Source organism: Streptomyces rubellus (assembly GCF_036323805.1).
In the GTDB taxonomy this organism is placed as follows: Bacteria; Actinomycetota; Actinomycetes; order Streptomycetales; family Streptomycetaceae; genus Streptomyces.
The window spans coordinates 68,803-95,160 of record NZ_JAZDCX010000027.1 but is presented as its reverse complement, the minus strand read 5'-3'; the positions used below and the strand labels follow the sequence as shown (position 1 = coordinate 95,160).

Genomic DNA, 26,358 nt, shown 5'->3' with positions numbered 1-26,358 from the left:
ATGGGGGACCGTGTGGGAGAGTAGGACGCCGCCGAACAATTCTGTGAGAAAGCCCTGCGGGCCCTTTGGGTCCGCAGGGCTTTCTTGCGTTCCGGGAATTTCCGGCTCCGGATTTCGGTTACGGCTGCCGGCTGATGAAGCGAATGGGACGGGCGTGAGCCCTCAGTCCGGGAAACGGCGTACGAAGCGGCGTTGCCGGGGGGTCTCGACGGCCCGGCGGGAGTAGTGGTCCCGGACGTAGGCGACCGCCTCCCGGGCCGGTACCCCGTCCAGGACGGCGAGGCAGGCCAGCGCCGTGCCGGTCCGCCCGTACCCGCCGCCGCAGGCGAGTTCGACGCGTTCGGCGGCGGCACGCTCCCAGGCCTCCCGCAGCGCCCCGGCGGCGGCCGTACGGTCGGAGGGCAGCCGGAAGTCGGGCCAGCGGACCCACCGTGCCTCCCAGTCGACGGCGGGCGGTTCCCCGCCCAGCAGGTACAGCGCGAAAGTGGGGCGCGGTCCCTCCGGAAGAGGACGCCGCAGACCGCGTCCGCGGACCAGTCGGCCCGAGGGCAGGCGCAGTACGCCCGGCGCGGTGGGGTCCCAGGTGCCGGGAGGGCCGTGCCGGCCGGGCGCGCCGGTCACGGCACGGGCCTCGACGGGGTCGGTCCGGCCTCGGCGAGCCGCGGCCACCAGACGCGCGCCTGGTCCTCGGAGCGCAGCAGCGCCAGGGTGGGCATGCCCACCGTCTCACCGGAGGTCAGAAGCTCGGGGAGCTGGGGGATGGGGGCCACCGACGCGACGTTGTCGAGGACGAGGGTGAGTGGTGGGTCGAGCCGGCCGGCGGATGACCCTGCGGCCATGCGGCGGCCGTGCTCGACCACGCTTGCGGTGAGGGCGGTGAGAAGCGGCATCGTGCCGGGGGCACGGCGCGGGTCCTCCACGGACTCGCCCATCACATAGAGCGTTCCCCCTTCGGAGGCAAACGATTCCAGGGCGGCCGAATCCGTGCGCGGCGCGGTGCAGGCGTTGCGCACGTGCAGCTGGGAGAGGGACGCGAGGACGCCGCGGACGAGACGGACGGCGGCGTCCCTGCGCTCCGGGTGGGCGATGAGGGTGGCCTCCAGCTCGCCCGCCGCGCCGGACGCCGCTCTCGGGTGCGTGCGCAGGATGTGAACCGCCTCGGTCGGCGAGCCCGCGGTGGCCGAGGCCCAGCGGTGGACCTGCCGGAACGGCTCGCCGGCGACGGCGGCGGCGTGGAGCCAGCAGCCCAGCAGGGTCTCGGCGGCGCTGTGGGTGGTCGCCTCGGCGCGGGCGGGGCTGCGCACGGGGGCGAGCAGGGCGGCGGCGCGGGCGGCGGCGGTACGGCGGTCCTCGCAGCCCTGGTGGGGGGACCAGCGCAGCCGGGTGGGCGCGTCGGTGAGTTGACCGGGGTCGTAGAGGAGGACGGGGCCCAGTTTGGCGCGGGCTCCCACGGTGTCCGCCCACAGGGCGGGATCGGCGGTGACGACGAGGGCGGGGCCGGGGGCGGCGCGCAGGGCGTCGGCGGCCCGGTCGGCGTGCTCGCGGCCGTGGCCGTACACCACGCCGGCGGGCGGCCCGGCGAACGCCTCGGGTACGGGACGCGCCCGCACGGCGGGCTCGGGGGCCGGGGGAGCAGAAGGAGCCGGGGAAGGCGCCGGGGACGCCGGTCCGGGCGGCGTCGCGGGGACGGGGACCTCGTGGTGGGGCGGGTCCGCGGGCGACGCGGTGCGGGGGGCGGGTACGACCGCGGCCGGCGCCTCCCCCACCGGGCCGCGCCGGGCGTTCGCGCGGCGGGCCGCGCGTACCGCGCGCAGGCGGGCGAGGGTGCCGACGGCGAAGACCGCCAGAACGGTCAGGACCATCAGTTCGCCGATGAGGACGCCCCAGAACAGGCCGGGCCCCGGCAGGGCCTCGGCCGGGGTGTCGGGCCAGGCGGCGGCCAGGTCGGACGGTTCGGCGAGCAGGGCGCGCATGGCCGGCGGGGTGCGGGTGAAGGCGGTGCCCGGCGGCCAGGCGCCGTGGGCCAGGAGTCCGGCCAGCCCGGTCGCGGTCCAGCACGCGGTGGTGACGGCGAGCAGGAAGCCCAGCAGGCCCACCAGCAGTCCGTCCGGGATGCCGCGCTGGGAGGAGGAGGGCGCGGTACCGCCGCCGTTCCCCGGTGCTCTGCCGTGGCCGTACGGCACCGTCAGGCCACCGTCTCGTCGGCGTGCGCGAGCCGCTCCATCTCCGCGGCTCGGGAAGCGGTCTCGGCCTCGAACTCGTCGGCCACGGTGTCCTCCAGGGGTACGGGTGCGGCGGAGTCCACCGAGTCTGCCGGGTCCGCCGAGGATTCCGTCATGGCGCGGTCGGTGAAGACCAGCGGCTTCTCCGCCTCGGTGATCAGGTGCTTGACGACCTGTACGTTGCCGTTGACGTCCCAGACGGCGATGCCGGGCGAGAGGGTGGGGATGATCTCCACGGCCCAGCGGGGCAGCCCGAGCACCTTTCCGGTGGCGCGGGCCTCGTCGGCCTTCTGGGCGTAGATCGTGCGGGTCGAGGCCATCTTGAGGATGGCCGCGGCCTCCCGGGCCGCGGCGCCGTCCACCACGTCGGACAGGTGGTGGACGACCGCGACGAAGGACAGGCCCAGCCGCCGCCCGAACTTCAGCAGCCGCTGGAAGAGCTGGGCGACGAACGGGCTGTTGATGATGTGCCAGGCCTCCTCGACCAGGAAGATGCGCTTCTTCCGGTCGGGGCGGATCCAGGTGTGCTCCAGCCAGACGCCGACGATCGCCATCAGGATCGGCATGGCGATGGAGTTGCGGTCGATGTGGGAGAGGTCGAAGACGATCAGGGGCGCGTCGAGGTCGATGCCCACTGTCGTCGGGCCGTCGAACATGCCGCGCAGGTCGCCGTCGACCAGCCGGTCCAGGACGAGTGCCACGTCCAGGCCCCAGGCGCGGACGTCCTCCAGGGCGACGTTCATCGCCTCGGCCGACTCCGGTTCGGGGTGGCGCAGTTGCTCGACTATGTCGGTCAGGACGGGCTGGCGGCCGGTGACGGTCCCGTTGACGTAGGAGTGGGCCACCTTCAGGGCGAAGCCGGCCCGCTCGTCGAGGCCGTGGCCCATGGCGACCTCGATGATGGTGCGCAGCAGGGCGAGCTGGCCGGTGGTGGTGATGGACGGGTCCAGCGGGTTGAGGCGGATGCCCTGGTCGAGCGCGGCCATCGGGTCGAGGCGGATGGGGGTGACGCCCATCTGCTCGGCGATCAGGTTCCACTCGCCGACGCCGTCCTCGCCCTGCGCGTCCAGGACGACGACCTGGCGGTCGCGGAAGCGGAGCTGGCGCAGGATGTAGGTCTTCTCCAGCGCTGACTTGCCGTTGCCGGACTCGCCCAGCACCAGCCAGTGCGGGGCCGGGAGCTGCTGGCCGTAGAGCTGGAAGGGGTCGTAGATGTAGCCCTTGCCGCTGTAGACCTCGCGGCCGATGATCACCCCGGAGTCGCCGAGGCCGGGGGCGGCGGTGGGCAGGTAGACGGCCTGGGCCTGGCCCGTGGAGGTGCGCACGGGCAGCCGGGTGGTCTCCGTCTTCCCGAAGAGGAGACCGGTGAAGGCGTCGGTGACGGCGGTCAGCGGATCGAACGCGGTCATGTGGATGCGCCTCCTCAGCGGCGGATGCCGGTCGCGAACGGCAGGGTGTTCACGAACGCGCGGTGATGCTCGCGGTCGCACCACTCCAGCTTCAGGTAGCTCTTTCCGGCCGACGCCCGGATCGTGCGCTTGTCCCGGGCCAGGGCGTCGGGGTTGCGGGAGGAGACGGTGAGGTAGCCGACGAGGTTGACGCCCGCGGCTCCGGAGGCCAGGTCCTCGCCGCGCTGGTCGATGCGGCTGTGGGCGGCCACGTCGCGCGGGTCCACGGTGCGGTTCATCTTCGCGGCGCGGCTGGCCTCGGCGGCGTCGTTGGTCTTCTCCGTCAGCATCCGCTCGATGGCGATCTCGGTCGGTTCCAGGTCCATGCAGACGGCCACGGTGCGGATCACGTCCGGGGTGTGGACCAGCAGCGGGGCCAGGAAGTTGACGCCGACCGGGGTCATCGGCCACTCCTTGACCCAGGCGGTGGCGTGGCACCAGGGGGCGCGGGTGGCCGACTCGCGGGTCTTGGCCTGCAGGTACGTCGGCTCGGACGCGTCCAGCTCGGCGGGCCAGGCGTTGCGCCGGGTCATGGCCTGGATGTGGTCGATGGGGTGGTCCGGGTCGTACATGGAGTGGATCAGGGACGACATCCGGGCCTGGCCCAGCGGCTGCCGCACCCGGATGTCGGCCTCGGTGAGGCGGGCGCAGATGTCGGTGAGCTCCCGGGCCATGACGACGGCCAGGCCCTCGTCGCGGGTGAGCCGGCGGCCGGTGGCAGAGCGGGTGGCCTTGGCGATCGCGGCGGCCTCGGCGGCCAGGTCGCGGCTGTGGTGCATGCAGGCCACCAGGTAGGCGCGGTGCTGCTCGCTGGAGGTGGAGACCATCGACAGGAGCTGGTCGTAGGAGTCCTTCAGCCAGGGTGCGGCCCGCTCGTCGCCGCGCTGCGCGACGTCCTTGGTGTGGGCGTCGGGGTCGGCGGGGAGGGTGCGGGCGAGCATCTGGAGGCGGGTGACGAAGCCGTCGCCGTTGGCCACGTGCTTGAGCAGGGTGCCGAAGCGGTCGACGAGGGCCTCCTGGTCCTCGCTGTCGCGCAGGCCCACGCCCGGTCCCTCGATCTCGATGGCGGCGGTGACGGTGCGCCGGTCGGCGTGGAGCAGGACGGCGATCTCGTCGGGGCCGAAGGGCGCGGACAGCCAGGTGACGCGGCCGACCCCGGGGGGCGGCGGGATGTCCACCTCGGTGCCGTCCAGCCGGACGCCGGCCTCGGCGGCGGCCGAGCGGTAGGCGGTGCCGCGCCGCAGCAGCCTGCGGTAACTGCGGTTGATCTCGAACCACTTGTAGTACGTCCGCCCGCGGTAGGGCACGTACACCGCGGCCAGGGCGAGCATCGGGAAGCCGACCAGCATGACGATGCGCAGGGTCAGCTGGGGGACGAGGAGTCCGCTCATCATGCCCAGGAAGGCGCCCGCGACGATCAGCGCGATCTCGCCCGTCTCCCGGTTCCTGCCGACGATGGCGTTGGGACGGGCGCGGCCGATCAGATACGTGCGGCGCGGTGCGACGGTGTGGGACGGGGTCGTCACCCGCGATCACCTCCGGTACGAGGGCTGGTGGAGCCGCCGCCTGTGCCGCGGGGCGGGGGCGGTGCTGCGGGCCGGGCGGGCTGGGGGGCCTGGGCGCCGCGGGAGGCGTGTGCGGCGACGCCTCCGGAGACGGGGTTGGCGGGTCTGGGCGTGCCGCCGGACGGGCCGCCGCCGCCCTCCGCGCCGCCGCGGGCGCTGTGGGTGTTGATGCCCTGGCGGAGCATGGCGGCGGGGGAGGAGACGACGGCGGCGGCCGTACGGGAGGCCGGGTCCGCGCTGGCGTTGCGCTGGCGCACGATCTCGTCGCCGAAGCCGGGGACGAAGCGGTAGATCATCGCGCTGGCGAAGATGGCGAGCAGGATGATGGCCAGGCCGGAGACGATCGCGGAGAAGGAGTCGGGGCCCTCGTCGCCGGCCAGCGCCCCGGCCAGGCCGAGGACGATCACGACGACCGGTTTGACGAGGATCACCGCGATCATGATGCCCGCCCAGCGGCGCACGTGGCCCCACATGTTCTTGTCGACGAGCCCGGCGTAGACGACCGTCCCGAGCAGGGCGCCGACGTACAGCAGGGCGGCGCGGATGACGAGCTCCAGCCACAGCACGCCGGCGGCGAGGACGGAGACGAGGGAGACGACGATCAGCATGATCGGTCCGCCGCCGATGTCGTCGCCCTTCTTGAGCGCCTCGGAGAAGGCGCCGAAGAAGGCGTCGTTGTCGGCGCCGGTGCCCGCGGCGATCGCGTCGGTGACGGCGTCGGTCGCGGTGACCAGGGTGTAGAGGAGCAGCGGGGTGAAGGCGGAGGCCAGCACCGTCAGCCACAGGAAGCCGATGGCCTCGGTGATGGCCTCGGTGAGCGGGATGCCGCGGATGGCGCGCTTGGCGACGGCCAGCAGCCACAGGGTCAGGGTGAGGATCGTCGAGGCGGCGAAGACGACGGCGTACTGGCGCAGGAAGGCCGGGTTGGTGAAGTCGACGGTGGCGGTGGCGGAGACCGCCTCGGAGAGCTTGGTGACGATCCAGGCGGCGGCGTCGGCGCAGCCCTGGGCGAGGGAGGCCAGCGGGTCCAGGGTGGTGGACAGGGGCTCGTTGGTGCCCCCGCCGCCGGAGCCGCCTTCGCCCTCGCAGTACTCCCGCGCGGCGCCGCCGATCTCCGCGCACGGGTTCTCGCTCGGTTCGCTCCCCGGCTCGTCTCCGGGCTCGTCCTCCGGTGCCGGCGTCGGGTCCGCGGCCGCGCGGGCGGCCAGCCAGAGCCCGCCGGCCTGTACGCCCGCGAGGAGCGCGGCGAGCGACAGGACGCGGCGGCGGCGGTCAGCGCGCATAGGTGAACCCTCCGTACTCCTCGACGGCCTTGCTGATGTCCTTGGCGGTGGCGGCCCGGTCGTCCCCCGGTACGGGGGCGGGGCCGTCCTGCTGGGAGTCGCCGGTGATCTTCCAGTCGGAGCCGGTCCAGCGCAGTTCGAAGGTCCAGGTCTTCCAGGCCGTGGTGACGGGGACGGTGGAGTCCTCGCCCGCCATGCCGATGAGGCTCGTGTACCAGACCTCGACGGTGGCGTCGCCGTCCGCGTACTCCGTCACCTTGGTGCCCACCGGGATGGCGCGCGAGACGAAGGTCATGCCCGCGGGGGCCTCGCCCTGCGGGGTGAGGCCCAGCCGCTCGAGGAAGTCCGGCGAGTACGCCTCGTCCTGGCGTTCCTTCAGCGGGGCGGCGGCCTCGGGGGTGTAGAGGTTGTCGACGATCCGGTGCCGTTCCGCGGTGTTGAACATGCCCGTCCCGCCCAGCGCCACCGCGTAGTTGGCCGCGGCGCTCTGCGCGCCCTGCTCGGTCTCGGGGAAGCCGGCGGGGATGCCGCCCACCCGGGTGCCGACGGGGCGTTCGCCGGTGGGGGCGGTGGGCGGTGCGGCGCGCCCGTCGTCCCGGCGGCTGTCCGACGGGCCGTCACCGCCCCTGGTGGCGATGGCCAGTGCGGCTATCAGCAGGGCGACGACGCCCACCACGGTCAGCATGTTGCGGCCCACCCGGACCGGCTGCCGCCGGGGATCGTCGTAGGCGTCGACGACGTCGTCCTCGGGGAGGCGGGTACGCGTGCGGACGCGGCCGCCCGCCCCGGGGCCGGGACGCCGCTCGTCGCCGTACCCGCCGTCACCGCCGATGCTCATCGCCGTATGCCCTCTCGGTCGCCCGGTCGCCGCCCGGTTGGCGTGCCGCTCCCCTCACGACGGTAACGCCGCCCCGGCGGTTGTGGGGTCCGTGCGTACGGGATCGCCTCCGCACGGTGACCGGCGCGTTCGCGGTGCCGGTGGCGGTGCGGAGGGCGTACGCCGGGGGCCAAAGGGGGCGGGGCGTGGACTGGCGCATGGCTGGGGGTCTTCTTCCGGTGTGGGCGTTGGCGGCCGTACGGGGGGCACGGCGGGGCGCCCGGGCCGCCTCGGCGGCCGCGTGCACCGTTCCGCCTGCCACGGTGACGTGGCAGGTCTCACATGAGGTCCGCCGGTCCGCCGCCGACCGGGCACGGCCCGGGCTCCTGGCCCCACGGGCATGCGGTACGGCCCTGCCGGGCAGGCAGAGCGGGCGCCGGGGGCGGGAGTCGGGAGGCCCGTGATCGGGGGAGGGCCGGGGAGAGGGGGGCGGGGGGCGGCGCTACACGGCCATTCCGTAGACGATGGTGAAGACCGTGCCGAGCGATCCGATGATGAAGACGCCGGTCAGTCCTGCCACGATCAGGCCCTTGCCCTGCTCCGCGCTGAAGGTGTCGCGCAGTGCCGTGGCGCCGATGCGCTGCTTGGCGGCGCCCCAGATGGCGATGCCCAGGCAGAGGAGGATGGCCACGGCCATCACGACCTCGATCATCACCCGGGCCTCGTTGCCCAGAGATCCGAACGGGCCCCAGTCGGGGGCGATTCCGCCGATGATGGTGTTGATGTCGCCCTTGTCGGCCGCATAAAACATGATGTGTTCACCGCCCCGGGTGGGTTGTTGGAAGACGTTTCCTTATGGATTCTGACACGGTCGCGGTCGAATCGGCAGTGAACCGGGTTCCGGTGAGGGAGGGTTGAGGGGTGCGGAAGGCGTGGGTGGCCGTCGGAGTCGGCTTCGGGCTCGTCATGTGCTTCATGGCGCTGCTCGTCGTCGGCACGTACAGCGCCGCTTCGAGCCTCTTCGGCGGTCGCGGGGGGAGCGTCGCACTGGCGAAGAACGCGGTGCCGGCGGCGTACGAGCCCCTGGTGGCGCGGTGGGGCAACGAGTGTCCGGAGCTCAACCCGGCGCTGCTGGCGGCCCAGCTCTTCCAGGAGAGCGGCTGGAACCCCGGTGCGCGGAGCCCCGCCGCGGCCCAGGGCATAGCCCAGTTCATCCCGGGCACCTGGGCGACGCACGGCGTCGACGGGGACGGCGACGGGGACCGGGACGTGTGGGACCCCGCGGACGCGATCCCCGCGGCGGCGAAGTACGACTGCGCGCTGGCGGAACAGCTCAGGGGCGTACCCGGCGATCCGACGGACAACATGCTGGCCGCCTACAACGCCGGCCCGTACGCGGTGGTCAAGTACGACGGTGTGCCCCCCTACCGGGAGACGCAGAACTACGTACAGGTCATCCGGAAGATGGAGAAGAGCTTCGCCGCGCCCGCCGGGCGGCTGTCCCCGACGAAGCAGGCGGCCGGGGCGATCGACTTCGCGCAGAAGAAGCTCGGGACGCCGTACCTGTGGGGCGGTGACGGGACGCCGGAGGACGGCGGGCGGTTCGACTGCTCGGGGCTGACGAAGGCGGCGTACGCGAGTGTGGGCATCGAGCTGCCGCGCGTCGCCAACGACCAGTGGAACACCGGCCCGCACCCGAAGCGGGACGAACTGCTCCCCGGCGACCTGGTGTTCTTCGCCCACGATCTGAGCGACTCGAGGTCGATCTATCACGTGGGGATCTACGTCGGCGGTGGCTATATGATCGACGCGCCGTACACCGGTGCCACGATCCGCTTCGACCCGATCGACACCCCCGACTACTTCGGAGCTACCAGGCCGACGGCCTGAGGCGGGTGCCGACGGCCTGAGGCGGGTGCCGGCGGGCACCGGGAACTCCGCGCGGGCCCGGCCGGCGGCGGGCTCGGAGCCGGTTCCGGAACCGTCCGGAGGCAGGGAGCGGATCACCCTCCGGTAACGTCCCGGTGGTCGTTCGGTGGAGGTTGGAACGCGCGGCCCGGACAGGGCGTTGTCCTGTCCGGACAGGGCATTCCGCTACCACGGGGGTCGGCAGCGACGAGTGAAGGGCAGCATCACCATGGACGAATGGGACAATCCTGACGTCGGGCTGCTCTACGACATCAACGGATTGGCCAGGGAAGCCCCCAGCTGGGCCGACCACCTGATGGAGTACGTCGGCGAGTACGGCACCGTCGTGGCGCTGATGGTGCTGGGCCTGTGGGCCTGGTGGACCGCGCGGCGGCGGCCGGACGCGGTGGCGGCCGTGGCCGGGCTGGTCTGGGCGCCGGTGGCCGCCGGGGTGGCGCTGCTGGTGAACGTGCCGATCCGGGGGTTCGTGGAGCGTCCCAGACCCTTCCTGACCCATGACGGGCTCGAGGTGCTGGTGGACGGCAAGACCGACTTCTCGTTCGTCAGCGACCACGCGACCCTGGCGATGGCCCTCGCCGTCGGGATCTTCATGGTGAACCGGAAGCTGGGGACCCTCGGCATCCTGGTGGCGGTGTTCGCGGGGGCCTGCCGGGTCTACATGGGGGTGCACTACCCCACCGACGTGATCGGCGGGCTGGCGCTGGGCACGGCCGTGACGCTGCTGCTGGCCCCCGCGGCGCTGGCGCTGCTGACCCCGCTGCTGCGCGCGGTGGCCGCCTCCCGGGCCGGGGTGCTGGTGCGGACTCCGGAGGTGGCGGCGCTGAACGTGGCGGCGGAACGGCGGGAGCACGACCGCGACCTGGCGGCCTGACACCGGCCCCGGCCTCCGGCGCCCACCGCCCGGTCCCTCCCGGACCCCTCCCGCCCCTCCCGGGCCCCGGCCGGCTTCTCCGGCCGGGGCCCGGCCGTTTCCGGGCCGCGCTCCCCGGAGCCGGTCAGCCCTCCGTGTGGGCGGCCGCGTCCGCGCGGGCCCGCCCCCGGGCGCGCCGGGCGGGGCCCCGCCAGCCGCAGCTGCAGACCGCGCTGCAGAACGGGCCCGTCTCCGTGGTGGAGGTGCGGTGCGTCTCCGGTGCTGCCGGCCGCTCCGCGGAGTCCCCTCCACCGTCCCCCCAGGTGTCCTCCCACTGCACCCGACCACGGTACCGGCCGTGACGGCGGGTGGTGGGCGTCGTTGAACGGATCGAGTTGTGAGACGCGGTCCTGGGGGTCGGCAGACGATGGTGACGCGGCGCGGCCGGAGGAGGGGGGCCGTCACGGCCGCCGTGCTCCGCGCCGGAACGGTGCTGGCGGTACTGGCGATGCCGGCCACCACCGGGTGCTCCGCACCGGACGCCGCCGGCGCGCCGACCGCGGCCGAGGCGCGGGCCGCCGTACGGGAGGCCGCCGGGGCGCTGGCGAGGTCGGGCACCTCCCGGACGCACACGCGGGTGGAGACGGACAGCGGAGGCACCCGCGTCGTCATCCGGGGCACGGGCGTCTTCGACTACGGGACGCGGACCGGGCTGCTGCGGGTGGTGCCGCCGCCCGTCCCGAAGGCGCCGGCCGCCGGGGAGGACCGGCGCCGGCCGGTCACGGCCCTGGTCACACCGGGCGCCCTCTACCTGGGGGACCGGGGTGCCGGGGTCCCCGCCGGCAAGTGGGTGCGGGTGGACGCCGCCACGCTGCCCGACGGGAACCTGGTCACGGGCGGCGCCACCGACCCGATCACCGCCGCCGAACTGCTGCGCGGTGTGAGGTCGGTCTCGTTCCGGGGCGAGGAGCGGCTGCACGGGGAGGCGGTGCGGCACTACCGCGGCACCGTGGACCTCGCGGCGGCGGCCCGGTCGGCCCGGCCGCCCTGGCGGGAGAGCCCCGCCGCGGCCGCGGCGGGGCTCTCCCGCCGTACGGTGCCCTTCGACGCGTACGTCGACGGGCGGGGACGGCTGCGGAAGATCCGGCAGCGCTTCGTCCTCCCGTCCGCGGCGGGCGGCCCGGGCGGGGCGGCCGGGCAGGAGGTGCCGGTGGTGTCGACGACGACGCTGTACGGGTTCGGGGTGCCGGTGGAGATCGCCCTGCCCGGGCCGGGGGACGTCCACACCGGCCGGATCGCCGTGCCGTAGCCGCGGTAGGGCGACCCGGGCGGGCCGGGCCGGCACCGGAGTCGTAGCCGATGACGGTGGCGTTAAATGGCCCGGACGTGTCATGCCCGGAAGGCGCGCCCCTTCCTACCCTGGGGAGTGGACGCGTGAGAGGGGAGCTGTGAGGAGGTGGTGCGGGTGTCCGGGAAGAGCGGCGGTCCCCTGGTCCAGGACCACGTGGCCCTCGCCGAGATCGAGCTCTACGGCGAGCTGATGATCGCGGCCTCGGCCGCGGCCGAGGAGCGGCTCAGCCCTGCGCGCATCGACGAGGTGCTCCGGGTCGGGTCCGACCCGGCGGGCCGGGGCGCCCGCGAGAAGGCCCGTCCGGCCGTGTGACGGCCGGTGCCGGACGGGCCGGCCGTACCCGGCCGCCCGCGTCTCCCCCGCCCGATCCCGCCTGACCGCGCCCGCCGCGCGCGGTCAGGTGCGCAGCAGCCGGGCGATGGCGGCCGTGGCCTCCTCCACCTTGGCGTCGATCCCCTCGCCGCCCTCGGCCGCGGCGTGGGCCACGCAGTGGCGCAGGTGCTCCTCCAGCAACTGGAGGGCGAACGACTGCAGGGCCTTGGTGGAGGCCGAGACCTGGGTGAGTATGTCGATGCAGTAGACGTCCTCCTCGACCATGCGCTGCAGACCGCGGATCTGTCCCTCGATCCGGCGCAGCCGCTTGAGGTGGGCCTCCTTCTCCTTGGCGTAGCCGTGCGGACCGTGGACGGTCTCGGGGCGGGTCTCGGCGGTCGTCATGCGGTCCTCCCGTGGACATCGTGAGGAAATACCCCCACTGGGTATATCGTACCGAATCCCCCTTCCCGGAGGGATCTCCGTGGTGGATCCCGGGTGCTAGGGGCGTGCCTCGATGGGTAACACTGAATGACGCCGGTCCGCTGTGATCGGTTGATGCACCCGGCATCATCGAGACCGACAACCATGCACCCCGAGGAATCCCAGTGCGCTTTCGTCTGACCCCCAGGGAGACGAGCTTCTACGACATGTTCGCCGCCTCCGCGGACAACATCGTCACCGGTTCGAAGCTCCTCATGGAGATGCTCGGGACGGAACCCGCGGCACGGGCCGAGATCTCGGAGCGCATGCGTGCGGCCGAGCACGCCGGCGACGACGCCACCCACGCGATCTTCCACCAGCTGAACTCCTCGTTCATCACACCGTTCGACCGGGAGGACATCTACCGGCTCGCGTCGTCGCTCGACGACATCATGGACTTCATGGAGGAGGCCGTCGACCTGGTCGTCCTCTACCAGATCGAGGAGCTCCCGCGCGGGGTCGACCAGCAGATCGAGGTCCTGGCCAGGGCCGCCGAGCTGACCGCCGAAGCGATGCCGAACCTGCGGACGATGACCAACCTCACCGAGTACTGGATCGAGGTCAACCGGCTGGAGAACCAGGCCGACCAGATCCACCGCAAGCTGCTGGCCCATCTGTTCAACGGCAAGTACGACGCCATCGAGGTGCTGAAGCTCAAGCAGATCGTGGACGTGCTGGAGGAGGCGGCCGACGCCTTCGAACACGTGGCGAACACGGTGGAGACCATCGCGGTCAAGGAGTCCTGAAGCACGTGGACACCTTCGCGCTCGTCCTGACCATCGGGGTCGCGCTCTTCTTCACCTACACCAACGGCTTCCACGACTCCGCGAACGCCATTGCCACCTCGGTGTCCACCCGCGCGCTCACCCCGCGGGTGGCCCTGGTGATGGCCGCGGTGATGAACCTGGCCGGCGCCTTCCTGGGCAGCGGGGTCGCCAAGACGGTCAGCGAGGGGATCATCGAGACCCCGGACGGCCGGAGCGGCATGGGCATCCTGTTCGCCGCGCTGGTCGGTGCGATCACCTGGAACCTGATCACCTGGTACTTCGGCCTGCCGTCCTCCTCCTCGCACGCCCTGTTCGGCGGCATGGTGGGGGCGGCGCTGGCGGGCGGCACCACGGTGTACTGGTCGGGGGTGCTGGAGAAGATCGTCATCCCGATGTTCGTCTCACCGGTCGTCGGGCTGCTGCTCGGCTACCTGGTGATGGTGGTCATCATGTGGCTCTTCCGCAGGTCCAACCCGCACCGCGCCAAGCGCGGCTTCCGCATCGCGCAGACGGTGTCGGCGGCGGGCATGGCGCTCGGCCACGGTCTGCAGGACGCCCAGAAGACGATGGGCATCGTGGTGCTGGCCCTGGTGATCGCGGACGTCCAGGACCACGGCCAGATCCCGATCTGGGTGAAGGTCTCCTGCGCGGTGATGCTGTCGCTGGGCACCTACGCCGGCGGCTGGCGGATCATGCGGACGCTGGGGCGCCGGATCATCGAACTGGACCCGCCGCAGGGGTTCGCCGCCGAGACGACGGCGGCCTCGGTGATGTACACGGCGTCGTTCGTGTTCCACGCGCCGATCTCGACCACCCACGTGATCACCTCCGCGATCATGGGCGTGGGCGCCACGAAGCGGGTGAGCGCGGTGCGCTGGGGGGTCGCCAAGAACATCGTGCTCGGCTGGTTCATCACCATGCCGGCCGCCGCGGCGGTGGCGGGGTTGAGTTACTGGGCGGTGTGGCTGGTGGCGGGGTGAGGGCGGGCTCGTCGGGCCCGGCCGGACGGGCCCGACCACAAGGGCGCGCCCGCCCCCCGGTGAGCCGGGGGGCGGGCGTCTCGTCTTGCGGTGGCACCGCCATGCAGCACCGCAGACGACCGGGCGGGCCGTTCGGGCTGATCAGCCGAAGCGGCCCGAGATGTAGTCCTCGGTGGCCTGCACCGAGGGGTTGGAGAAGATGCGCTCGGTGTCGTCGATCTCCACCAGCTTGCCGGGCTCGCCGACCGCGGCCAGGTTGAAGAACGCGGTGCGGTCCGAGACGCGCGCGGCCTGCTGCATGTTGTGGGTGACGATGACGATCGTGAAGCGCTCCTTCAGCTCGTTGATCAGGTCCTCGATGGCGAGGGTGGAGATCGGGTCGAGCGCGGAGCACGGCTCGTCCATCAGCAGCACCTGCGGCTCGACCGCGATGGCGCGGGCGATGCACAGCCGCTGCTGCTGGCCGCCGGAGAGGCCGGAACCGGGCTTGTTGAGGCGGTCCTTGACCTCGTTCCAGAGGTTGGCGCCCTTGAGGGACTTCTCGACGACGTCGTCCAGTTCGGACTTCTTGTAGGAGCCGTTGAGCCGCAGGCCCGCCGCCACGTTGTCGTAGATCGACATCGTCGGGAACGGGTTCGGCCGCTGGAAGACCATGCCGATGGTGCGGCGTACGGAGACCGGGTCGACCCCGCTGCCGTACAGGTCCTCGTGGTCGAGCAGCACCTTGCCCTCGACGCGCCCGCCGGGGGTGACCTCGTGCATGCGGTTGAGGGTGCGCAGGAAGGTGGACTTGCCGCAGCCGGACGGGCCGATGAAGGCGGTCACGGAGCGGGGCTCGACGGACATCGAGATGTCCTCGATGGCCTTGTGGGAGCCGTAGTAGGCGGTGAGGCCGCTGACGTCGATGCGCTTGGCCATGGGAATCACTTCTCTTCCGCGTGTGCGGCCGGGTCAGCGGCCGGTCTTCGGGGCCTTCCAGCGGGCTATGCCGCGGGCCACTATGTTCAGGATCATCACGAAGGCGATCAGCACCAGGGCCGCGCCCCAGGCGCGGTCGTAGGAGGCCTCGTTGCCGTTCGCCCACTGTTCGTAGACGTAGTAGGGCAGGGAGGACTGGGCGCCCTCGAAGGGGTTGTTGTTGATCGACTGGGCGCCGAACACCAGCAGCAGGATCGGCGCGGTCTCACCGGCGATACGGGCCACCGCGAGCATCACGCCCGTGGTGATGCCGCCGATCGCGGTGGGCAGTACCACCTTGAGGATGGTGCGCCACTTGGGCACACCCAGCGCCAGGGACGCCTCGCGCAGCTCGTTCGGGACGAGCTTGAGCATCTCCTCGGTGGAGCGCACGACGATCGGCACCATCAGGATGGCCAGTGCCATGGCGCCGGCGAAGCCGGAGTAGCCGAAGTCGAGGATGATGATCCAGAAGGACAGGATGAACAGGCCGGCCACGATCGAGGGGATGCCGGTCATGACGTCGACGAAGAAGGTGACGGCCTTGGCCAGCTTGCCGGTGCCGTACTCGACCAGGTAGATCGCGGTGAACAGGCCGATGGGCGCCGCCATCAGGGTGGCGATGCCGACCTGCTCCATGGTGCCGATGAGCGCGTGGTAGATGCCGCCGCCGGGCTGGAGGGTGATCACACCGCTCATCGAGTGGGTGAGGAAGTAGCCGTCCACCACCTTGGCGCCGCGGGCGACCGTCTCCCAGATCAGCGAGGCCAGCGGGAGCGCGGCCAGCAGGAAGCTGACCCACACCAGGCTGGTGACCAGCCGGTCCTTGGCCTGGCGCTTGCCCTCGACGGCCGTGGTGAGGGCGTAGGTGGCCGCCACGAAGAAGACCGCGGCGATCAGACCCCACTGGATGCGGCTGTCCAGCCCGAACGCCAGGCCGATCCCGGCGCCGACACCGGCGGAGAGCAGGCCCAGGCCGAGGGGGGCCCAGCGCGGCAGCCGGGGCTGCCTGAGGGTGCGGCCGCCGGGGGGCGGCACGGTGACCGGAGGCTTGTCCATGACTGTGTTGCTCATCAGGCGTTCGCCCCCGAGTACTCCTTGCGGCGCGCGATGATCAGGCGTGCGGCGCCGTTCACCAGCAGGGTGATGACGAACAGGACGAGACCGGAGGCGATCAGCGCGTCCCGGCCGGTGTCGCCGGCTTCCTTGAAGCCCGCGGCGATGTTCTGCGCGAAGGTGCCGCCGCCGGGGTTGAGGAGGCTGGCGTTGATCACGAAGCTCGGGGAGAGGACGGTCGCCACCGCCATCGTCTCACCGAGGGCCCGGCCCAGGCCGAGCATCGAGGCGCTGATCACGCCGGAACGGCCGAACGGCAGGACGGCCATCCTGATGACCTCCCACCGGGTGGCGCCGAGCGCGAGCGCGGCCTCCTCCTGCATCTTCGGGGACTGCTTGAAGACCTCGCGGCTGACGTTGGTGACGATCGGCAGGATCATGATCGCCAGCAGGATGCCCACGGTGAACAGCGAGCGCGGGGCGCCGCCGTTGTAGGCGAAGACCCCGGTCCAGCCGAGGTACTCGTCGAGCCAGGTGTACAGGCCGGTCAGGTGCGGCACCAGGAACAGGGCGCCCCACAGGCCGTAGATGATGCTGGGGACGGCGGCGAGCAGGTCGACGGTGTACGCCAGCGGGGTGGCGAGCCGGCGCGGCGCGTAGTGCGAGATGAACAGGGCGATGCCGACGGCCACGGGGACCGCGAGGACCATCGCGATGATCGAGCTGACGACCGTGCCGTAGGCCAGGACCGCGATGCCGAAGACCGGCGGGTTGGCGTTGGCGTTCCACTCGAAGGTGGTGAGGAAGTTCCCCTCGTTCTCGGCGAGGGCGACCAGGGCGCGCCAGGTGAGGAAGACCGCGATGGCGGCCATGATCACCAGCAGCGCGATGCCCGAGCCCTTGGACAGGCCGAGGAAGACGCGGTCGCCCGGCCTCCTGACCGGCCCCCCGGGTGGCGCCTTCGTTGGATCGACGGAAGCGGTGGGTGCTATATCCATTTCTTCTCCGGTCTGGTGCGGGGTGTCGGCCCCTGGCGGCGGTGCACCGGATGGATCTCGTGCGGACGGAACTGCTGGGGGGCGTACGGGCGTACGGGCGTACGGCCGGGCGGCCGGTCCCGCTGGTGCGGGGCCGGCCGCCTCGGACGTCAGGAGAGGGAGTCGATGGTGCTGCGGACCTTGGTGATGATCTCGTCGGGGATCGGGGCGTAGCCGGCGTCGGCGAGCGCGCCCTGGCCGTCCTCACTGGCCGTGTAGGTCAGGAAGGACTTGGTCAGCTCCAGGGACTCCTTGTCGTTGCCCTTGTCGCAGACGATCTCGTAGGTCACCAGGACGATCGGGTAGGCGCCGTCGGCCTTGGTGGCGTAGTCCAGCTCCATGGCCAGGTCGTTGCCCTCGCCGACGACCTGGCCCGCGGCGATCGCCGTGGAGGCGTTCTCGACGGTGGCCTCGACGGGCTCGGCGGCCCCGGTGTCGAGCTTCACGGTCGGGATGCCGTTGCCGTCGGCGTAGGACAGCTCGAAGTAGCCGATGGCGCCGTCGTTGTTCTTGACGTTGGTGGCGACACCGGAGGAGCCGTCCGCCGACTGGCCGCCCTTGCCGGCCCAGGCCTTGGCGGGCTCGTACTTCCACGCGTCGGGGGCGGCGGCGTGCAGGTACTCGGTGAAGTTGTCGGTGGTGCCCGACTCGTCCGAGCGGTGGAACGCCTGGATCTTGGTGGAGGGGAGGTCGGCGTCCGGGTTCAGCTTCTTGATCGCCTCGTCGTCCCACTGGGTGATCTTCGAGTCGAAGATCTTGGCGATGGTGTCGGCGTCCAGGACCAGGTCCTCCACACCGGCCAGGTTGTAGCCCACGGCCACCGGGCCGCCCACCATCGGCAGGTTGATGCCCTTGCCGCCCTCGCAGACCTGCTGGGACTGCTGGACCTCCTCCTCCTTCAGGGCCGAGTCGGAGCCGGCGAAGCCCGTCTTGCCCTGGAGGAACTCCTGGATGCCCGCACCGGAGCCGGTGGGCTTGTAGTTGATCTCGACGCCCTCACAGGCCGCCTGGTAGTTCTTGACCCAGATGTCCATCGCGTTCTTCTGGGCGCTGGAGCCGGAGGCGAGGAGGTTGCCCTCGCCGGCGCACTTGATGTTGCTGGCGGCCTTGGAGTTGCCCTCCGAGTTCGTGCCTCCGCCGGTGTTGTCGTCGGAACCGCAGGCGGTCAGGACCAGGGCGCTGGAAACCGCGACGGCGCCGACGGCGATCGCGCGGAGGCGGTGGGTGGGCTGAAGCTTCACTTCGTTCAGTTCCTTCCTGGGCCCGCCGGTGGGGTCGGCAAGCGATGGGTTTCTCCGGGTGTCGTTCACAGCATGGGGAGCCGTCCGTGTCCGCCGGCGACCGGACGCGCCTTGCACAAGGCTGAAATTAGGCAGGACAGGTGAAGTGCCCGACGGCCGAGAGTGAACGAGAGGTGAACCTCGGCAGACGGTGCAGTTGCGTGGGCCGCCGCCGGGCAGGGAAGTGGCCGGTTCGCGTCCCTGTCGCTCCGCCCGGCGGGCATGGCACTATCCGCGGCAGTGGCTCGTTACGCGCGGGTAGACGCGGGGCCCGGGCGGACCGGGCGGGGAAGGGAGACGCGTGGCAGGGCAGGGAGGTGGGGCCGCGGCGGCCCGCCGGGAAGGAGCGGCGCGGGGTGCCCGGCTGAGAGCGTTCGCCGGGAGGCCCGTGCGGATGTCCGTCTGCGCGCTGCTGTGCGCGCAGCTCGGGCTGCTGACGGTGGCGGCGGGGACCGCGCACGCGGAGCCGGGGCCGGGCGGGTCCGGCTCCGGGAGTGGTGTCCGGGAGTCCGCCGGGCCGCCGGACGGCGGTCCGGGCACCGGGGAAACAGGGGACGCCGGGGACAACGGGGACACCACCGCCGAGGACACGGCGAGCGCCGCGCGGCTGGAGGAGCTCCGCAGGCGGATCGAGGCGCTGCACGACAGGGCCGAGTCGGCCACCGAGAAGTACAACGCCGCCGGTGAGCGGGCCGAGCGGCAGCGCTCGGAGATCGTGCGGCTGGCCCAGGCGATCGTACGGACCCGGAGCCAGAAGGAGACGCTGGCGGACCGGATGGGGGCGATGGCCCGTGCGCAGTACCGCGGCAGTGGCCTGCCGTCCGGCGCGCGGCTGCTCCTGGAGGACGACCCGGAGGCGTTCCTGCGCGATCTCGGTCTGCTCGGCAAGGGGGACGAGGCGGCCGGCCGGCTCATCGGGAAGCTGCGCAGGGCCGAGAAGGACCTCGACGCCTACGCCGAGGAGGCCACCGGCCGCTGGGCGAAGCTGGAGGCGGACCGGAAGAAGAAGGCGGCGGCGAAGAAGAGCGTCGAGGCCGAGCTGGCGAAGGCCGAGAAGCTGGAGTCGCGGCTGGCGGCCGGGGAACGGGAGCGGCTGCGGCGGCTGGAGGAGCGGACGGCCCGGCTGCGGCAGACGAGATGGCTGGCGACCGGTGTGCTGGAGGAGATCGACGACCGGGCCTCGGAGCACGGGAAGAAGGCCGTCGCGTACGCCATGGCGCAGCTCGGCAAGGACTACGAGTGGGGCGCCGAGGGCCCGGCCACCTTCGACTGCTCGGGGCTGACCCTGCGTGCCTGGGAGGCCGCGGGCATCACGATCCCGCGCACCTCGCAGGAGCAGTGGAAGCGACTGCGGAGGGTGGAGATCACCGAGATGCGTCCCGGCGACCTGATCGTCTACAAGGCGGACGCCAGCCATGTCGGGATGTACGTGGGCGACGGCGTGATGGTCCACGCCCCCCGGACCGGACGGCAGATCACCACGGCCGGAGCGGGCTCGCTGCCGATCCTGGGGGTGGTGCGTCCGGATGCCTGACGGACCTCCGAGGGACACCGCGGGCCGCCTTTCGGCCGTTTGGCATATGCAGAAAGGCATTCCGTGCGCCCCGGGGGGACCGCTATGGTCACCCGGGGCGTCTTGCGAACCGACGCCCCGGGTGCCCCTCGGGGGGAGGGAAGAGGACTGGGAACATGCCCGTATCGATGGGCCGTGAGCTGGTGACCGCGGTACCGCCGCGACGGCCGGACGGACCGGAGGCCGCGCCCCCCGGCGGCCTGACGCTGCTCGTCATCGAGGACGACCCGGCGGGTTCCCTGGCGATTCCCGAGCTGCTGGACGCCTCCGGGGGCCGGGTGCGGGTCCGTACCGCCCGCAACCTCACCGAGGCCGAACGGCTCCTCACCGACGACGTCCACTGCATCCTGCTGGACCTGGCACTCCCCGACAGCACCGCCGGCGGCGCGGAGGACGGCGGCGGGCCCGGGGCGGACGGTGGGGACGGCGGGGAGCTCGGCATCCTGCGCCGGGTGCTGCGCATGGCGCCCCGGCACGCGGTACTGGCGCTCACCGCCGAGGACGACGCCGAACGCGCGGCCGAGGCCGTCCGGGTCGGCGCCCAGGACTTCCTCTTCCGCGGCGAACTGGACGGCCGGGTGCTCAGCCGGGCCATCCGTTACGCCGTCGAGCGCAAGCGGGCCGACCTGGCGCAGCGGCAGCTCACCGAGTCGAGGCTGCGGGCCCAGGAGAACGCCCGGCTGGAACGCGGTCTGCTGCCCACCCCGCTGCTGGGCGGCTCGGAGCTGCGGTTCGCCGCCCGCTACCGGCCGGGCCGTTCCCGGGCCCTGCTGGGCGGCGACTTCTACGACACCGTGCGCACCGCCGACGGCACTGTGCACGCCATGATCGGCGACGTGTGCGGACACGGCCCCGACGAGGCGGCCCTCGGGGTGGAGCTGCGGATCGCCTGGCGGGCGCTGACCTTCGCCGGGCTCTGCGGCGACCAGCTCCTGGGCACCCTCCAGCGGGTGCTGGAGCACGAGCGGCCCAGCGATGAGATCTTCGCCACCCTCTGCACCGTCGACATCGCGCCCGACGGGCGGCGGGCCGGGCTGTGCCTGGCCGGCCACCCCGCGCCGCTGATCGCGGGCACCGGACGCGGCCCCCGGCTGCTGCCGCACGAGGACATCGGCGGCCCGGCACTGGGCGTCCTGCCCAACGCCCGCTGGCCCCGCATGCAGGTGGAGCTGGGCGGCACCTGGAGCCTGATGATGTACACGGACGGGCTCATCGAGGGCCGGACCGGCCAGGGCGACCTGCGGCTCGGCCAGGACGGCATGCTCGGCATCGTCGGGCGGCTGATGGCCGCCGGACTGCGCGGCGAGGCCCTGCTGGACGCCGTGCTCGCGCAGGTGCGCGAACTCAACGGCGGCGAGCTCACGGACGACGTGGCGGTCCTGCTGCTCGACCGGGGACAGTGAGGCGCCGGGCCCCGTCCGGAACCGCCCGGCCCCGGCTCAGCGGCCCCCGTTGTACGGGCCGTAGGGGCCGTCGCTGCTGCTGCCCCGGCGGAAGCCGCCCCGGCCGCCGCCCCCGCCGATCTGGATGAGCGCGGGCCGTACGTCCACCATGTACACGATGTTGGCGATCAGGCCCGCGATCCGCAGGAAGAGGAAACCGGGGACGAGGAGGTTCACCGCGAGGGTCACCCCGAGAAGGATCAGCCAGAAGCCCTTGGTCTTCTTGTCCGCGGCACGGTAGGCGTCCTCGCGGCGCATGACCGCGTCGACGAAGCAGAAGATGCTGAAAACGAGCAGACCCAGGAAAACCCAGGACATCAGCCCGTAGAAACCGTCCAGGAGCACGCTGGCCACCATCCCGTCCACACGCCGGTCATCGGCTCCCCACGCTACCGGCCCCGGGGCCGGACACGAAGGGTGTGCCCGGCCCCGGCCGGAACCGGGGACCTCAGGACTGCGACTTGTCCTGCTTGCCCTGCTTCTCCTGCTTGGGGGCGGACTTCTCGGCCGTCCCGCCCCCGGCGGCCTTCTTCTCGGCGGTCTTCTTCGCGACCGTCTTCGGAGTGGCCTTCGACGCGCCGGTCTTCGAGGTGCTCCGCTTCGCGGCGGTGCCGCCGGCGGCCGAGCTGCTCCGGCGGGCCGTGCTCCTGCCGGTCTCCGCCTTCTTCGCGGCACCGGCCTGGGAGGTCCGGGTGCGGGGCTTGGTGGCCGCCCTGGCCCGCGGCTTCTCCTCGCCCTCCGTGATGGTGACCTCGGTCGTCCCGCCGCGCTCGCGCGCGATCTCCCGCGGAGCCTCCTCGGCGGCGCCCTTGCCGTCGCCCCCGTCCTGCTCACCGCGCCAGGTCTGCACCGCGCCGCGGCCGCGCTCGGCCAGCCCGTCGTAGCCCTCGCGGGCCTTGACGACGTACTCGGCGGCGATCCCGACGCTCTGCAGGGCCAGGTGCTGGGCCTGCTCGCGCAGCTTCTTCAGATCCGCCTTCAGGTCGGCCTCGCGCAGCTTCTTCAGATCCGCCTTCAGATCCGCCTCGCGCAGCTTCTTCAGGTCCTCGTCGATCCCGGACAGCGCCGAGGTCAGCCGCGACTGGGTCTCCTTCGCCTGCCGGGCGACCCGCTCCTGCACGGCCTTGGGGTCGGTGTCCTTCACCTTCCGCACGGCCGCGAGACGCTCGGGCGCCGTCTCACGGATCTTGTCGATCACCCCGGCGGCGAAGTACAGCGGCCCGGAGTTGGCCAGCATCCTGCGGATGTCGTCGGCCTTGTTGGTCTTGTCGGTGGTTTTGTCACCGGCCTTGTTGGTCTTGTCGGTGGTCTTGTCACCGGCCTTGGTGTTCATGACGATTCCTCCTGGTCATGGCCTGGTCGTGGACTCCTGGGCTGCGTCCCGGAGGAGGGGGCGTCCCCGTTCTCCCCGGTCTCCCCGGGGGAGGCGCGGACGTCCTCGGTGTGTCCGTTCTCCTTGCGGAACGACTCGTAGATCTGGAGCAGGACCTGCTTCTGCTGCTCGCTGATCGACGTGTCGGCCAGGATCGCGCCGCGCACCTCCAGCCCGGCCTGGTCCTTCTCGTCGAGGATCCCGGCCCGGACGTAGAGCGTCTCGGCGGATATCCGCAGCGCCCTGGCGAGCTGCTGGAGGATCTCCGCGCTGGGTTTGCGCAGTCCGCGTTCGATCTGGCTGAGATATGGATTCGACACCCCCGCGGCGTCGGCGAGCTGCCGCAGGGACAGCTGCGCGGTGTGCCGCTGCTCCCGCAGGAACTCGCCGAGACTGCCGACATGCAGTGAAGCCATGTCTCCACCGTGCCTTGCTCCGCTAACTTTTGCAAGCAAGTGCTTGCAGGAGTGTTGCACGCCATACGGCGCGGGGCTGCGGGTGTGCGGGGCGGCCGTCCGTTCCCGGCAGAGCGGAGAGGTGCGTCATTTTCCGGCTGGGGCGGGGTGTTGGGGGAGGCGTAGCTGGAAGCATGCTCCGAGGGTCCGGGGGGCCAGGGTGAGGGTGCCTTGGTGGCGGTGGGCCAGGTCGCGGGCGATGGCGAGGCCCAGGCCGGTGCCGCCGTGGTCGCGGGAGCGGGCGTCGTCGAGCCGGACGAAGCGTTCGAAGATGCGCTCGGCGTCCTCGGCGGGCACGCCCGGTCCGTCGTCGTGCACGGTGAGGACGACCAAGGCGTCCTGGTTCCGGACGGTGATCTGGACGCGGTGTGCGGCGTGGAAGACGGCGTTGTCGATGAGGTTGCGCAGCAGCCGTTCGCACTCGCCGGGGTTTCCGTGTACGTGTGCGGGGGCGGTGCTGTCGCACGTGAGGGTCAACGGCCGTCCGGCGAGGGGGTGTTCCTCGGTCAGCCGAGAAGCGAGGGCTGTGAGGTCGACGGTTTCGGAGCCGTCCACGGGGGTGCGGGTGTCGAGGCGGGCGAGGAGGAGCAGGTCTTCGGCGAGGGCCTGGAGGCGGCGGGTCTGTCGTGCGGCGGTGGTGACCGCTGCGGGCCAGTCGGTGCGTTCCGGGCAGGCGAGCGCGACTTCCAGTCTGGCCAGCAGTGTGGTGAGGGGGCTGCGCAGTTCGTGAGCGGCGTCCGCGACGAAGCGGCGCTGCCGGGCGGCGGCGTTGTCGAGGCGCTGGAGGGTGGTGTTGATGGTGGTGGCCAGGGCGGTGATCTCGTGTCCCGTGGCGGGGACGGTGACGCGTTCGCGGGGGTCGCTCGCGGTGACCGAGGCGGTGAGGACGCGGATGGCTTCGACCGGCCGCAGCGCGATTCGGACGGTGAAGTGGACGGCGGCGGCGATCAACGCCAGGCCGACGAGCCCCGCCCGCAGCAGCAGGCGGTCGGTGGTCTCGGTGATCACCTCGGCTGTGTCCGGAAGCAGCACCACGTAGGCCCGCAGCGTGGCGTCGGCGGTGACGCCCAGAGCGGCGGCTTTGTCGCTGCTCAGTTCACCGGCCCGGATATCGGCGTACAGGACCGGGTAGGTCCCGCCGGCCAAGTCGAGTCCGTGCCCGGGGTTGTAGTCGCGGCGCTCCGGTATGCGGAGGGGACGGATCGTGCAGCCCCAGTCCGCACCGTCGTCCGGTGAGGCGGAGAGCGCGGACGGGGCGGGCAGCACATGGCGGGCGCCGGGGTCGAAGTCGTCCATGTCCCCGCCGGAGGCGACAGCGGTGCGCCGGCCGGTCGCGACGACCTCGTACGGCACGGCGCTTCTGCGGCCGGGAACCACCGGGTCCGCGCCCGCGCGGGGCCGGAACCGGGGGATCGCGACGGGAGGTCCCGGGCGGAGCACCGCCCCGCTGTTCCCGCCGTGCCCGCCGGTCCGGGGACGCCACGGCCCTACGGGCCGTCCTGCGGCGGCGGGCCGTAGCGGGCGGTGAGGTCGGCCGCCAGGCGGGCGAGGTGTGCGCGGGCCTCGGGCGGGGCGAGGACCTCGACCCGGGGGCCCAGCCCGGCCAGCCGGGAGGCCACCGCCTGCGGGGTGGGACCGTCGACCTCGATCTCCAGCGGGCCGCCGTCCGGCGGGCGGCCGGTGACGCGCAGCAGCCCGCCGAACAGCCGCCGCAGCAGCGGCTCGGCGGCGGGCTCGGCCCGGGCCCGTACGGTCGCCGCGCTCAGCCGCTCCTCCAGCTCCCCGGCCAGGGAGCGCCACAGGGCGGCGAGGTCGAAGCCCTCCGGCCGGACGACGGGCTCGCCGGTCGGCTCGACGGAGACGATCCGGTCCAGGCGGAAGGTCCGCGGGCCGCGGTCGGTGCCGGCGACGAGATACCGGGCACCGGCCTTGGTGACCAGGCCCAGCGGGTGGACGGTCCGCTCACCGGCGGGCCTGCCCGGCGCGGCGTAGCCGAGCCGGACCCGTACCCCGTCCAGCACGGCCCGCTGGAGGGCCGCCGACAGAGGGCCGCCGGGGTCGGCCGGGGCGCGGGTCCAGTCCGTGCCGTCGGCGACGGCGGCCCCGGCGGCGGCCTCGGCGCCCGGCCGCAGCGGCGCGGGCAGCGCCCGCACCAGCTTGCGCAGCGCCGTCCGCAGCTCGGGGGTGACCGCCGACGGTCCGGCCAGCAGGAACAGTGCCCGGATCTCGGCGGCGGTCAGTCCGCTGAGATCGGTGCGGGCGCCGCCGACCAGTGACCAGCCGCCGCCCCGGCCGCGCCGGGCGTAGACGGGTACACCGGCCAGCGCCAGCGCCTCCAGGTCGCGCCGGGCCGTGCGCTCGGACACCTCCAGCTCCGCGGCCACCTCCGCCGCGGTCACCTGCCCGCGCGTCTGCAGGAACAGCAGTGTCGCCACCAGCCGGTCGGCTCTCATACGACTCGATTCTGCTCCGGAAACCGGTCAGGAGACGGCCGGTTCGGTCAGCAGGATGGGCTCCATGACCGAAACCACGAGCGCAACCACGAGCGGGGCCGCTGCCGGAGCCGGCGGCGTCGAGCCCCGTACCGGCCTCGGCCGGGCCGTCGCCCTGGCCGGGACCGTCCTCGCCGCCGTCCGCCCCGAACAGCTCGGCGACCCCACCCCCTGCCCCGACTACACCGTCCGGCAGCTGGCGGACCACCTGATCGCCGTGCTGCGCCGGGTGGCCGCCACCGGCCGCGGCGGGGACCCGCGGGACCTGCCGGGCCTCGCCGAGGGCGTCACCGACGCGAGGCGGGCGGCCGTCTGGGCGGACGCCGCCCGCGAGGCGGTCGCCGCCTGGTCGGACCCGGCGGTCCTGGACCGTCCGCTGCGGGCACCGCACGCGGTGCTGCCGGGCGCGGCGGTCGCCCTCGTCTACACCGCCGAGCTGACCGTCCACACCTGGGACCTGGCCGCCGCGACCGGGCAGCGGCCCGCCTGGGACCCGGAGGTGCTCGGCACCCTCCTCGCCGCCCGGGACCGCGTCATGCCGGCCGGCCGGCGCGGCGGTCCGGTGCCGTTCGGGCCCGTGGTGGACGTCCCCGCGGACGCGCCCGCCGCCGACCGGCTGGCGGCCTGGTACGGGCGGCGGCCGCCCGGGGCCCGCTGACCCGCACGCCCGGACGGTCGTCCGGGGCC

26 protein-coding genes and 1 pseudogene are annotated in these 26,358 nt (G+C 72.9%); 9 read left to right on the top strand and 18 right to left on the bottom strand.

All coding sequences use genetic code 11. The features are described 5' to 3' along the window. Window positions 1-162 precede the first annotated feature (162 nt). The 7 genes from V1L54_RS25525 to V1L54_RS25495 all read right to left on the bottom strand — a co-directional run bounded on the left by V1L54_RS25525 (window position 163) and on the right by V1L54_RS25495 (window position 8,146). Window positions 163-621 (bottom strand): protein-tyrosine phosphatase family protein, encoded by a 459-nt coding sequence (locus V1L54_RS25525; protein WP_330120478.1) that lies wholly within the window; start codon window positions 619-621, stop codon window positions 163-165. After that, window positions 618-2,183 carry a P-loop NTPase family protein gene (locus V1L54_RS25520; protein ID WP_330120477.1) on the bottom strand — a complete coding sequence of 522 codons (1,566 nt, stop codon included), beginning with the start codon at window positions 2,181-2,183 and terminating at the stop codon, window positions 618-620. Before V1L54_RS25520 ends, V1L54_RS25525 begins: the two co-directional genes overlap by 4 nt. 2 nt (window positions 2,184-2,185) lie before the next feature. Beyond that, the gene (locus V1L54_RS25515) at window positions 2,186-3,631 is read right to left on the bottom strand and encodes an ATP-binding protein (RefSeq protein ID WP_330120476.1); all 1,446 of its coding nucleotides are present in this window, start codon (window positions 3,629-3,631) and stop codon (window positions 2,186-2,188) included. Between the two features lie 14 nt (window positions 3,632-3,645). Continuing rightward, window positions 3,646-5,196: an SCO6880 family protein gene (locus V1L54_RS25510; RefSeq protein WP_330120475.1), complete on the bottom strand. Its 1,551-nt coding sequence runs from the start codon at window positions 5,194-5,196 to the stop codon at window positions 3,646-3,648. Continuing rightward, window positions 5,193-6,518, bottom strand: a complete 1,326-nt coding sequence (locus tag V1L54_RS25505; RefSeq protein WP_330120474.1) for a hypothetical protein — start codon at window positions 6,516-6,518, stop codon at window positions 5,193-5,195. The genes V1L54_RS25510 and V1L54_RS25505 overlap by 4 nt, the downstream gene beginning before the upstream one ends. Continuing rightward, entirely contained in the window at window positions 6,508-7,356 is an 849-nt protein-coding gene (locus V1L54_RS25500; RefSeq protein ID WP_330120473.1) for a hypothetical protein, read from the bottom strand. Before V1L54_RS25500 ends, V1L54_RS25505 begins: the two co-directional genes overlap by 11 nt. Before the next feature lie 481 nt (window positions 7,357-7,837). Then, window positions 7,838-8,146 carry a DUF8827 family protein gene (locus V1L54_RS25495; protein WP_100202093.1) on the bottom strand — a complete coding sequence of 103 codons (309 nt, stop codon included), beginning with the start codon at window positions 8,144-8,146 and terminating at the stop codon, window positions 7,838-7,840. 110 nt (window positions 8,147-8,256) lie between these two features. Between V1L54_RS25495 and V1L54_RS25490 the strand changes: the two genes are divergently transcribed. Together V1L54_RS25490 and V1L54_RS25485 are read left to right on the top strand one after the other, a co-directional pair. Then, window positions 8,257-9,225, top strand: a complete 969-nt coding sequence (locus V1L54_RS25490) for an NlpC/P60 family protein (RefSeq protein WP_330120472.1) — start codon at window positions 8,257-8,259, stop codon at window positions 9,223-9,225. A gap of 247 nt (window positions 9,226-9,472) precedes the next feature. Continuing rightward, window positions 9,473-10,135, top strand: coding sequence for a phosphatase PAP2 family protein (locus tag V1L54_RS25485; protein ID WP_330120471.1), 663 nt, complete (start codon window positions 9,473-9,475; stop codon window positions 10,133-10,135). Between the two features lie 124 nt (window positions 10,136-10,259). On the opposite strand, the gene V1L54_RS25480 is transcribed toward V1L54_RS25485, so the two are convergent. Then, on the bottom strand, window positions 10,260-10,454 hold the full coding sequence (locus tag V1L54_RS25480; RefSeq protein ID WP_330120470.1) for a hypothetical protein: 195 nt from the start codon (window positions 10,452-10,454) through the stop codon (window positions 10,260-10,262). Window positions 10,455-10,541: 87 nt separating this feature from the next. Between V1L54_RS25480 and V1L54_RS25475 the strand changes: the two genes are divergently transcribed. Continuing rightward, on the top strand, window positions 10,542-11,423 hold the full coding sequence (locus V1L54_RS25475) for an SCO4651 family lipoprotein (protein WP_503676907.1): 882 nt from the start codon (window positions 10,542-10,544) through the stop codon (window positions 11,421-11,423). Window positions 11,424-11,573: 150 nt separating this feature from the next. Beyond that, window positions 11,574-11,777 carry a hypothetical protein gene (locus tag V1L54_RS25470; RefSeq protein ID WP_330120468.1) on the top strand — a complete coding sequence of 68 codons (204 nt, stop codon included), beginning with the start codon at window positions 11,574-11,576 and terminating at the stop codon, window positions 11,775-11,777. 84 nt (window positions 11,778-11,861) lie between these two features. Here the strand turns inward: V1L54_RS25470 and V1L54_RS25465 are convergent, their stop codons facing one another. Then, complete coding sequence (locus tag V1L54_RS25465) at window positions 11,862-12,182, bottom strand: metal-sensitive transcriptional regulator (RefSeq protein ID WP_100202088.1); 321 nt, start codon at window positions 12,180-12,182, stop codon at window positions 11,862-11,864. Window positions 12,183-12,385: 203 nt separating this feature from the next. Here V1L54_RS25465 and V1L54_RS25460 point away from each other — a divergent pair, with 203 nt between their 5' ends. Together V1L54_RS25460 and V1L54_RS25455 are read left to right on the top strand one after the other, a co-directional pair. Beyond that, the gene (locus tag V1L54_RS25460; protein WP_330120467.1) at window positions 12,386-13,006 is read left to right on the top strand and encodes a DUF47 domain-containing protein; all 621 of its coding nucleotides are present in this window, start codon (window positions 12,386-12,388) and stop codon (window positions 13,004-13,006) included. A 5-nt stretch (window positions 13,007-13,011) separates the two neighbouring features. Continuing rightward, window positions 13,012-14,007, top strand: coding sequence for an inorganic phosphate transporter (locus V1L54_RS25455; RefSeq protein WP_330120466.1), 996 nt, complete (start codon window positions 13,012-13,014; stop codon window positions 14,005-14,007). A 141-nt stretch (window positions 14,008-14,148) separates the two neighbouring features. On the opposite strand, the gene pstB is transcribed toward V1L54_RS25455, so the two are convergent. The 4 genes from pstB to pstS all read right to left on the bottom strand — a co-directional run bounded on the left by pstB (window position 14,149) and on the right by pstS (window position 18,298). Then, window positions 14,149-14,925 carry a phosphate ABC transporter ATP-binding protein PstB gene (pstB, locus tag V1L54_RS25450; protein ID WP_330120465.1) on the bottom strand — a complete coding sequence of 259 codons (777 nt, stop codon included), beginning with the start codon at window positions 14,923-14,925 and terminating at the stop codon, window positions 14,149-14,151. Window positions 14,926-14,958: 33 nt separating this feature from the next. After that, the gene (gene pstA, locus V1L54_RS25445; protein ID WP_330120464.1) at window positions 14,959-16,038 is read right to left on the bottom strand and encodes a phosphate ABC transporter permease PstA; all 1,080 of its coding nucleotides are present in this window, start codon (window positions 16,036-16,038) and stop codon (window positions 14,959-14,961) included. After that, window positions 16,038-17,018, bottom strand: a complete 981-nt coding sequence (pstC, locus tag V1L54_RS25440) for a phosphate ABC transporter permease subunit PstC (RefSeq protein ID WP_330120463.1) — start codon at window positions 17,016-17,018, stop codon at window positions 16,038-16,040. Before pstC ends, pstA begins: the two co-directional genes overlap by 1 nt. A gap of 149 nt (window positions 17,019-17,167) precedes the next feature. Continuing rightward, on the bottom strand, window positions 17,168-18,298 hold the full coding sequence (pstS, locus tag V1L54_RS25435; RefSeq protein ID WP_330120462.1) for a phosphate ABC transporter substrate-binding protein PstS: 1,131 nt from the start codon (window positions 18,296-18,298) through the stop codon (window positions 17,168-17,170). Window positions 18,299-18,731: 433 nt separating this feature from the next. Here pstS and V1L54_RS25430 point away from each other — a divergent pair, with 433 nt between their 5' ends. Both V1L54_RS25430 and V1L54_RS25425 read left to right on the top strand, forming a co-directional pair. After that, window positions 18,732-19,871 carry a C40 family peptidase gene (locus tag V1L54_RS25430; RefSeq protein ID WP_330120483.1) on the top strand — a complete coding sequence of 380 codons (1,140 nt, stop codon included), beginning with the start codon at window positions 18,732-18,734 and terminating at the stop codon, window positions 19,869-19,871. 155 nt (window positions 19,872-20,026) lie between these two features. Then, complete coding sequence (locus V1L54_RS25425; RefSeq protein ID WP_330120461.1) at window positions 20,027-21,313, top strand: PP2C family protein-serine/threonine phosphatase; 1,287 nt, start codon at window positions 20,027-20,029, stop codon at window positions 21,311-21,313. A gap of 36 nt (window positions 21,314-21,349) precedes the next feature. Here the strand turns inward: V1L54_RS25425 and V1L54_RS25420 are convergent, their stop codons facing one another. The 5 genes and pseudogenes from V1L54_RS25420 to V1L54_RS25400 form a co-directional block, all read right to left on the bottom strand. Next, on the bottom strand, window positions 21,350-21,697 hold the full coding sequence (locus V1L54_RS25420) for a DUF2516 family protein (protein WP_330120482.1): 348 nt from the start codon (window positions 21,695-21,697) through the stop codon (window positions 21,350-21,352). A 103-nt stretch (window positions 21,698-21,800) separates the two neighbouring features. Beyond that, window positions 21,801-22,685, bottom strand: a complete 885-nt coding sequence (locus V1L54_RS25415; RefSeq protein WP_330120460.1) for a hypothetical protein — start codon at window positions 22,683-22,685, stop codon at window positions 21,801-21,803. Continuing rightward, window positions 22,682-23,140, bottom strand: a complete 459-nt coding sequence (locus V1L54_RS25410; protein WP_330120459.1) for a helix-turn-helix domain-containing protein — start codon at window positions 23,138-23,140, stop codon at window positions 22,682-22,684. The genes V1L54_RS25415 and V1L54_RS25410 overlap by 4 nt, the downstream gene beginning before the upstream one ends. Window positions 23,141-23,266: 126 nt before the next feature. After that, window positions 23,267-24,556 (bottom strand): annotated as a pseudogene (locus V1L54_RS25405) (sensor histidine kinase); the annotation flags it as partial. Window positions 24,557-24,666: 110 nt separating this feature from the next. After that, complete coding sequence (locus tag V1L54_RS25400) at window positions 24,667-25,632, bottom strand: helix-turn-helix transcriptional regulator (RefSeq protein ID WP_330120458.1); 966 nt, start codon at window positions 25,630-25,632, stop codon at window positions 24,667-24,669. Between the two features lie 64 nt (window positions 25,633-25,696). Here V1L54_RS25400 and V1L54_RS25395 point away from each other — a divergent pair, with 64 nt between their 5' ends. Then, window positions 25,697-26,329, top strand: a complete 633-nt coding sequence (locus V1L54_RS25395) for a TIGR03086 family metal-binding protein (RefSeq protein WP_330120457.1) — start codon at window positions 25,697-25,699, stop codon at window positions 26,327-26,329. The last annotated feature ends 29 nt before the right edge of the window (window positions 26,330-26,358 follow it).

Bases quoted from the DNA above. Each gene is read 5' to 3' on its own strand.
- V1L54_RS25515 (WP_330120476.1), bottom strand. From the start codon at position 3,631: ATGACCGCGTTCGATCCGCTGACCGCCGTCACCGACGCCTTCACCGGT.
- V1L54_RS25505 (WP_330120474.1), bottom strand. From the start codon at position 6,518: ATGCGCGCTGACCGCCGCCGCCGCGTCCTGTCGCTCGCCGCGCTCCTC.
- V1L54_RS25500 (WP_330120473.1), bottom strand. From the start codon at position 7,356: ATGAGCATCGGCGGTGACGGCGGGTACGGCGACGAGCGGCGTCCCGGC.
- V1L54_RS25495 (WP_100202093.1), bottom strand. From the start codon at position 8,146: ATGTTTTATGCGGCCGACAAGGGCGACATCAACACCATCATCGGCGGA.
- V1L54_RS25485 (WP_330120471.1), top strand. From the start codon at position 9,473: ATGGACGAATGGGACAATCCTGACGTCGGGCTGCTCTACGACATCAAC.
- V1L54_RS25475 (WP_503676907.1), top strand. From the start codon at position 10,542: ATGGTGACGCGGCGCGGCCGGAGGAGGGGGGCCGTCACGGCCGCCGTG.
- V1L54_RS25465 (WP_100202088.1), bottom strand. From the start codon at position 12,182: ATGACGACCGCCGAGACCCGCCCCGAGACCGTCCACGGTCCGCACGGC.
- pstB (WP_330120465.1), bottom strand. From the start codon at position 14,925: ATGGCCAAGCGCATCGACGTCAGCGGCCTCACCGCCTACTACGGCTCC.
- pstA (WP_330120464.1), bottom strand. From the start codon at position 16,038: ATGAGCAACACAGTCATGGACAAGCCTCCGGTCACCGTGCCGCCCCCC.
- pstC (WP_330120463.1), bottom strand. From the start codon at position 17,018: ATGGATATAGCACCCACCGCTTCCGTCGATCCAACGAAGGCGCCACCC.
- V1L54_RS25430 (WP_330120483.1), top strand. From the start codon at position 18,732: ATGTCCGTCTGCGCGCTGCTGTGCGCGCAGCTCGGGCTGCTGACGGTG.
- V1L54_RS25425 (WP_330120461.1), top strand. From the start codon at position 20,027: ATGCCCGTATCGATGGGCCGTGAGCTGGTGACCGCGGTACCGCCGCGA.
- V1L54_RS25415 (WP_330120460.1), bottom strand. From the start codon at position 22,685: ATGAACACCAAGGCCGGTGACAAGACCACCGACAAGACCAACAAGGCC.
- V1L54_RS25410 (WP_330120459.1), bottom strand. From the start codon at position 23,140: ATGGCTTCACTGCATGTCGGCAGTCTCGGCGAGTTCCTGCGGGAGCAG.
- V1L54_RS25400 (WP_330120458.1), bottom strand. From the start codon at position 25,632: ATGAGAGCCGACCGGCTGGTGGCGACACTGCTGTTCCTGCAGACGCGC.
- V1L54_RS25395 (WP_330120457.1), top strand. From the start codon at position 25,697: ATGACCGAAACCACGAGCGCAACCACGAGCGGGGCCGCTGCCGGAGCC.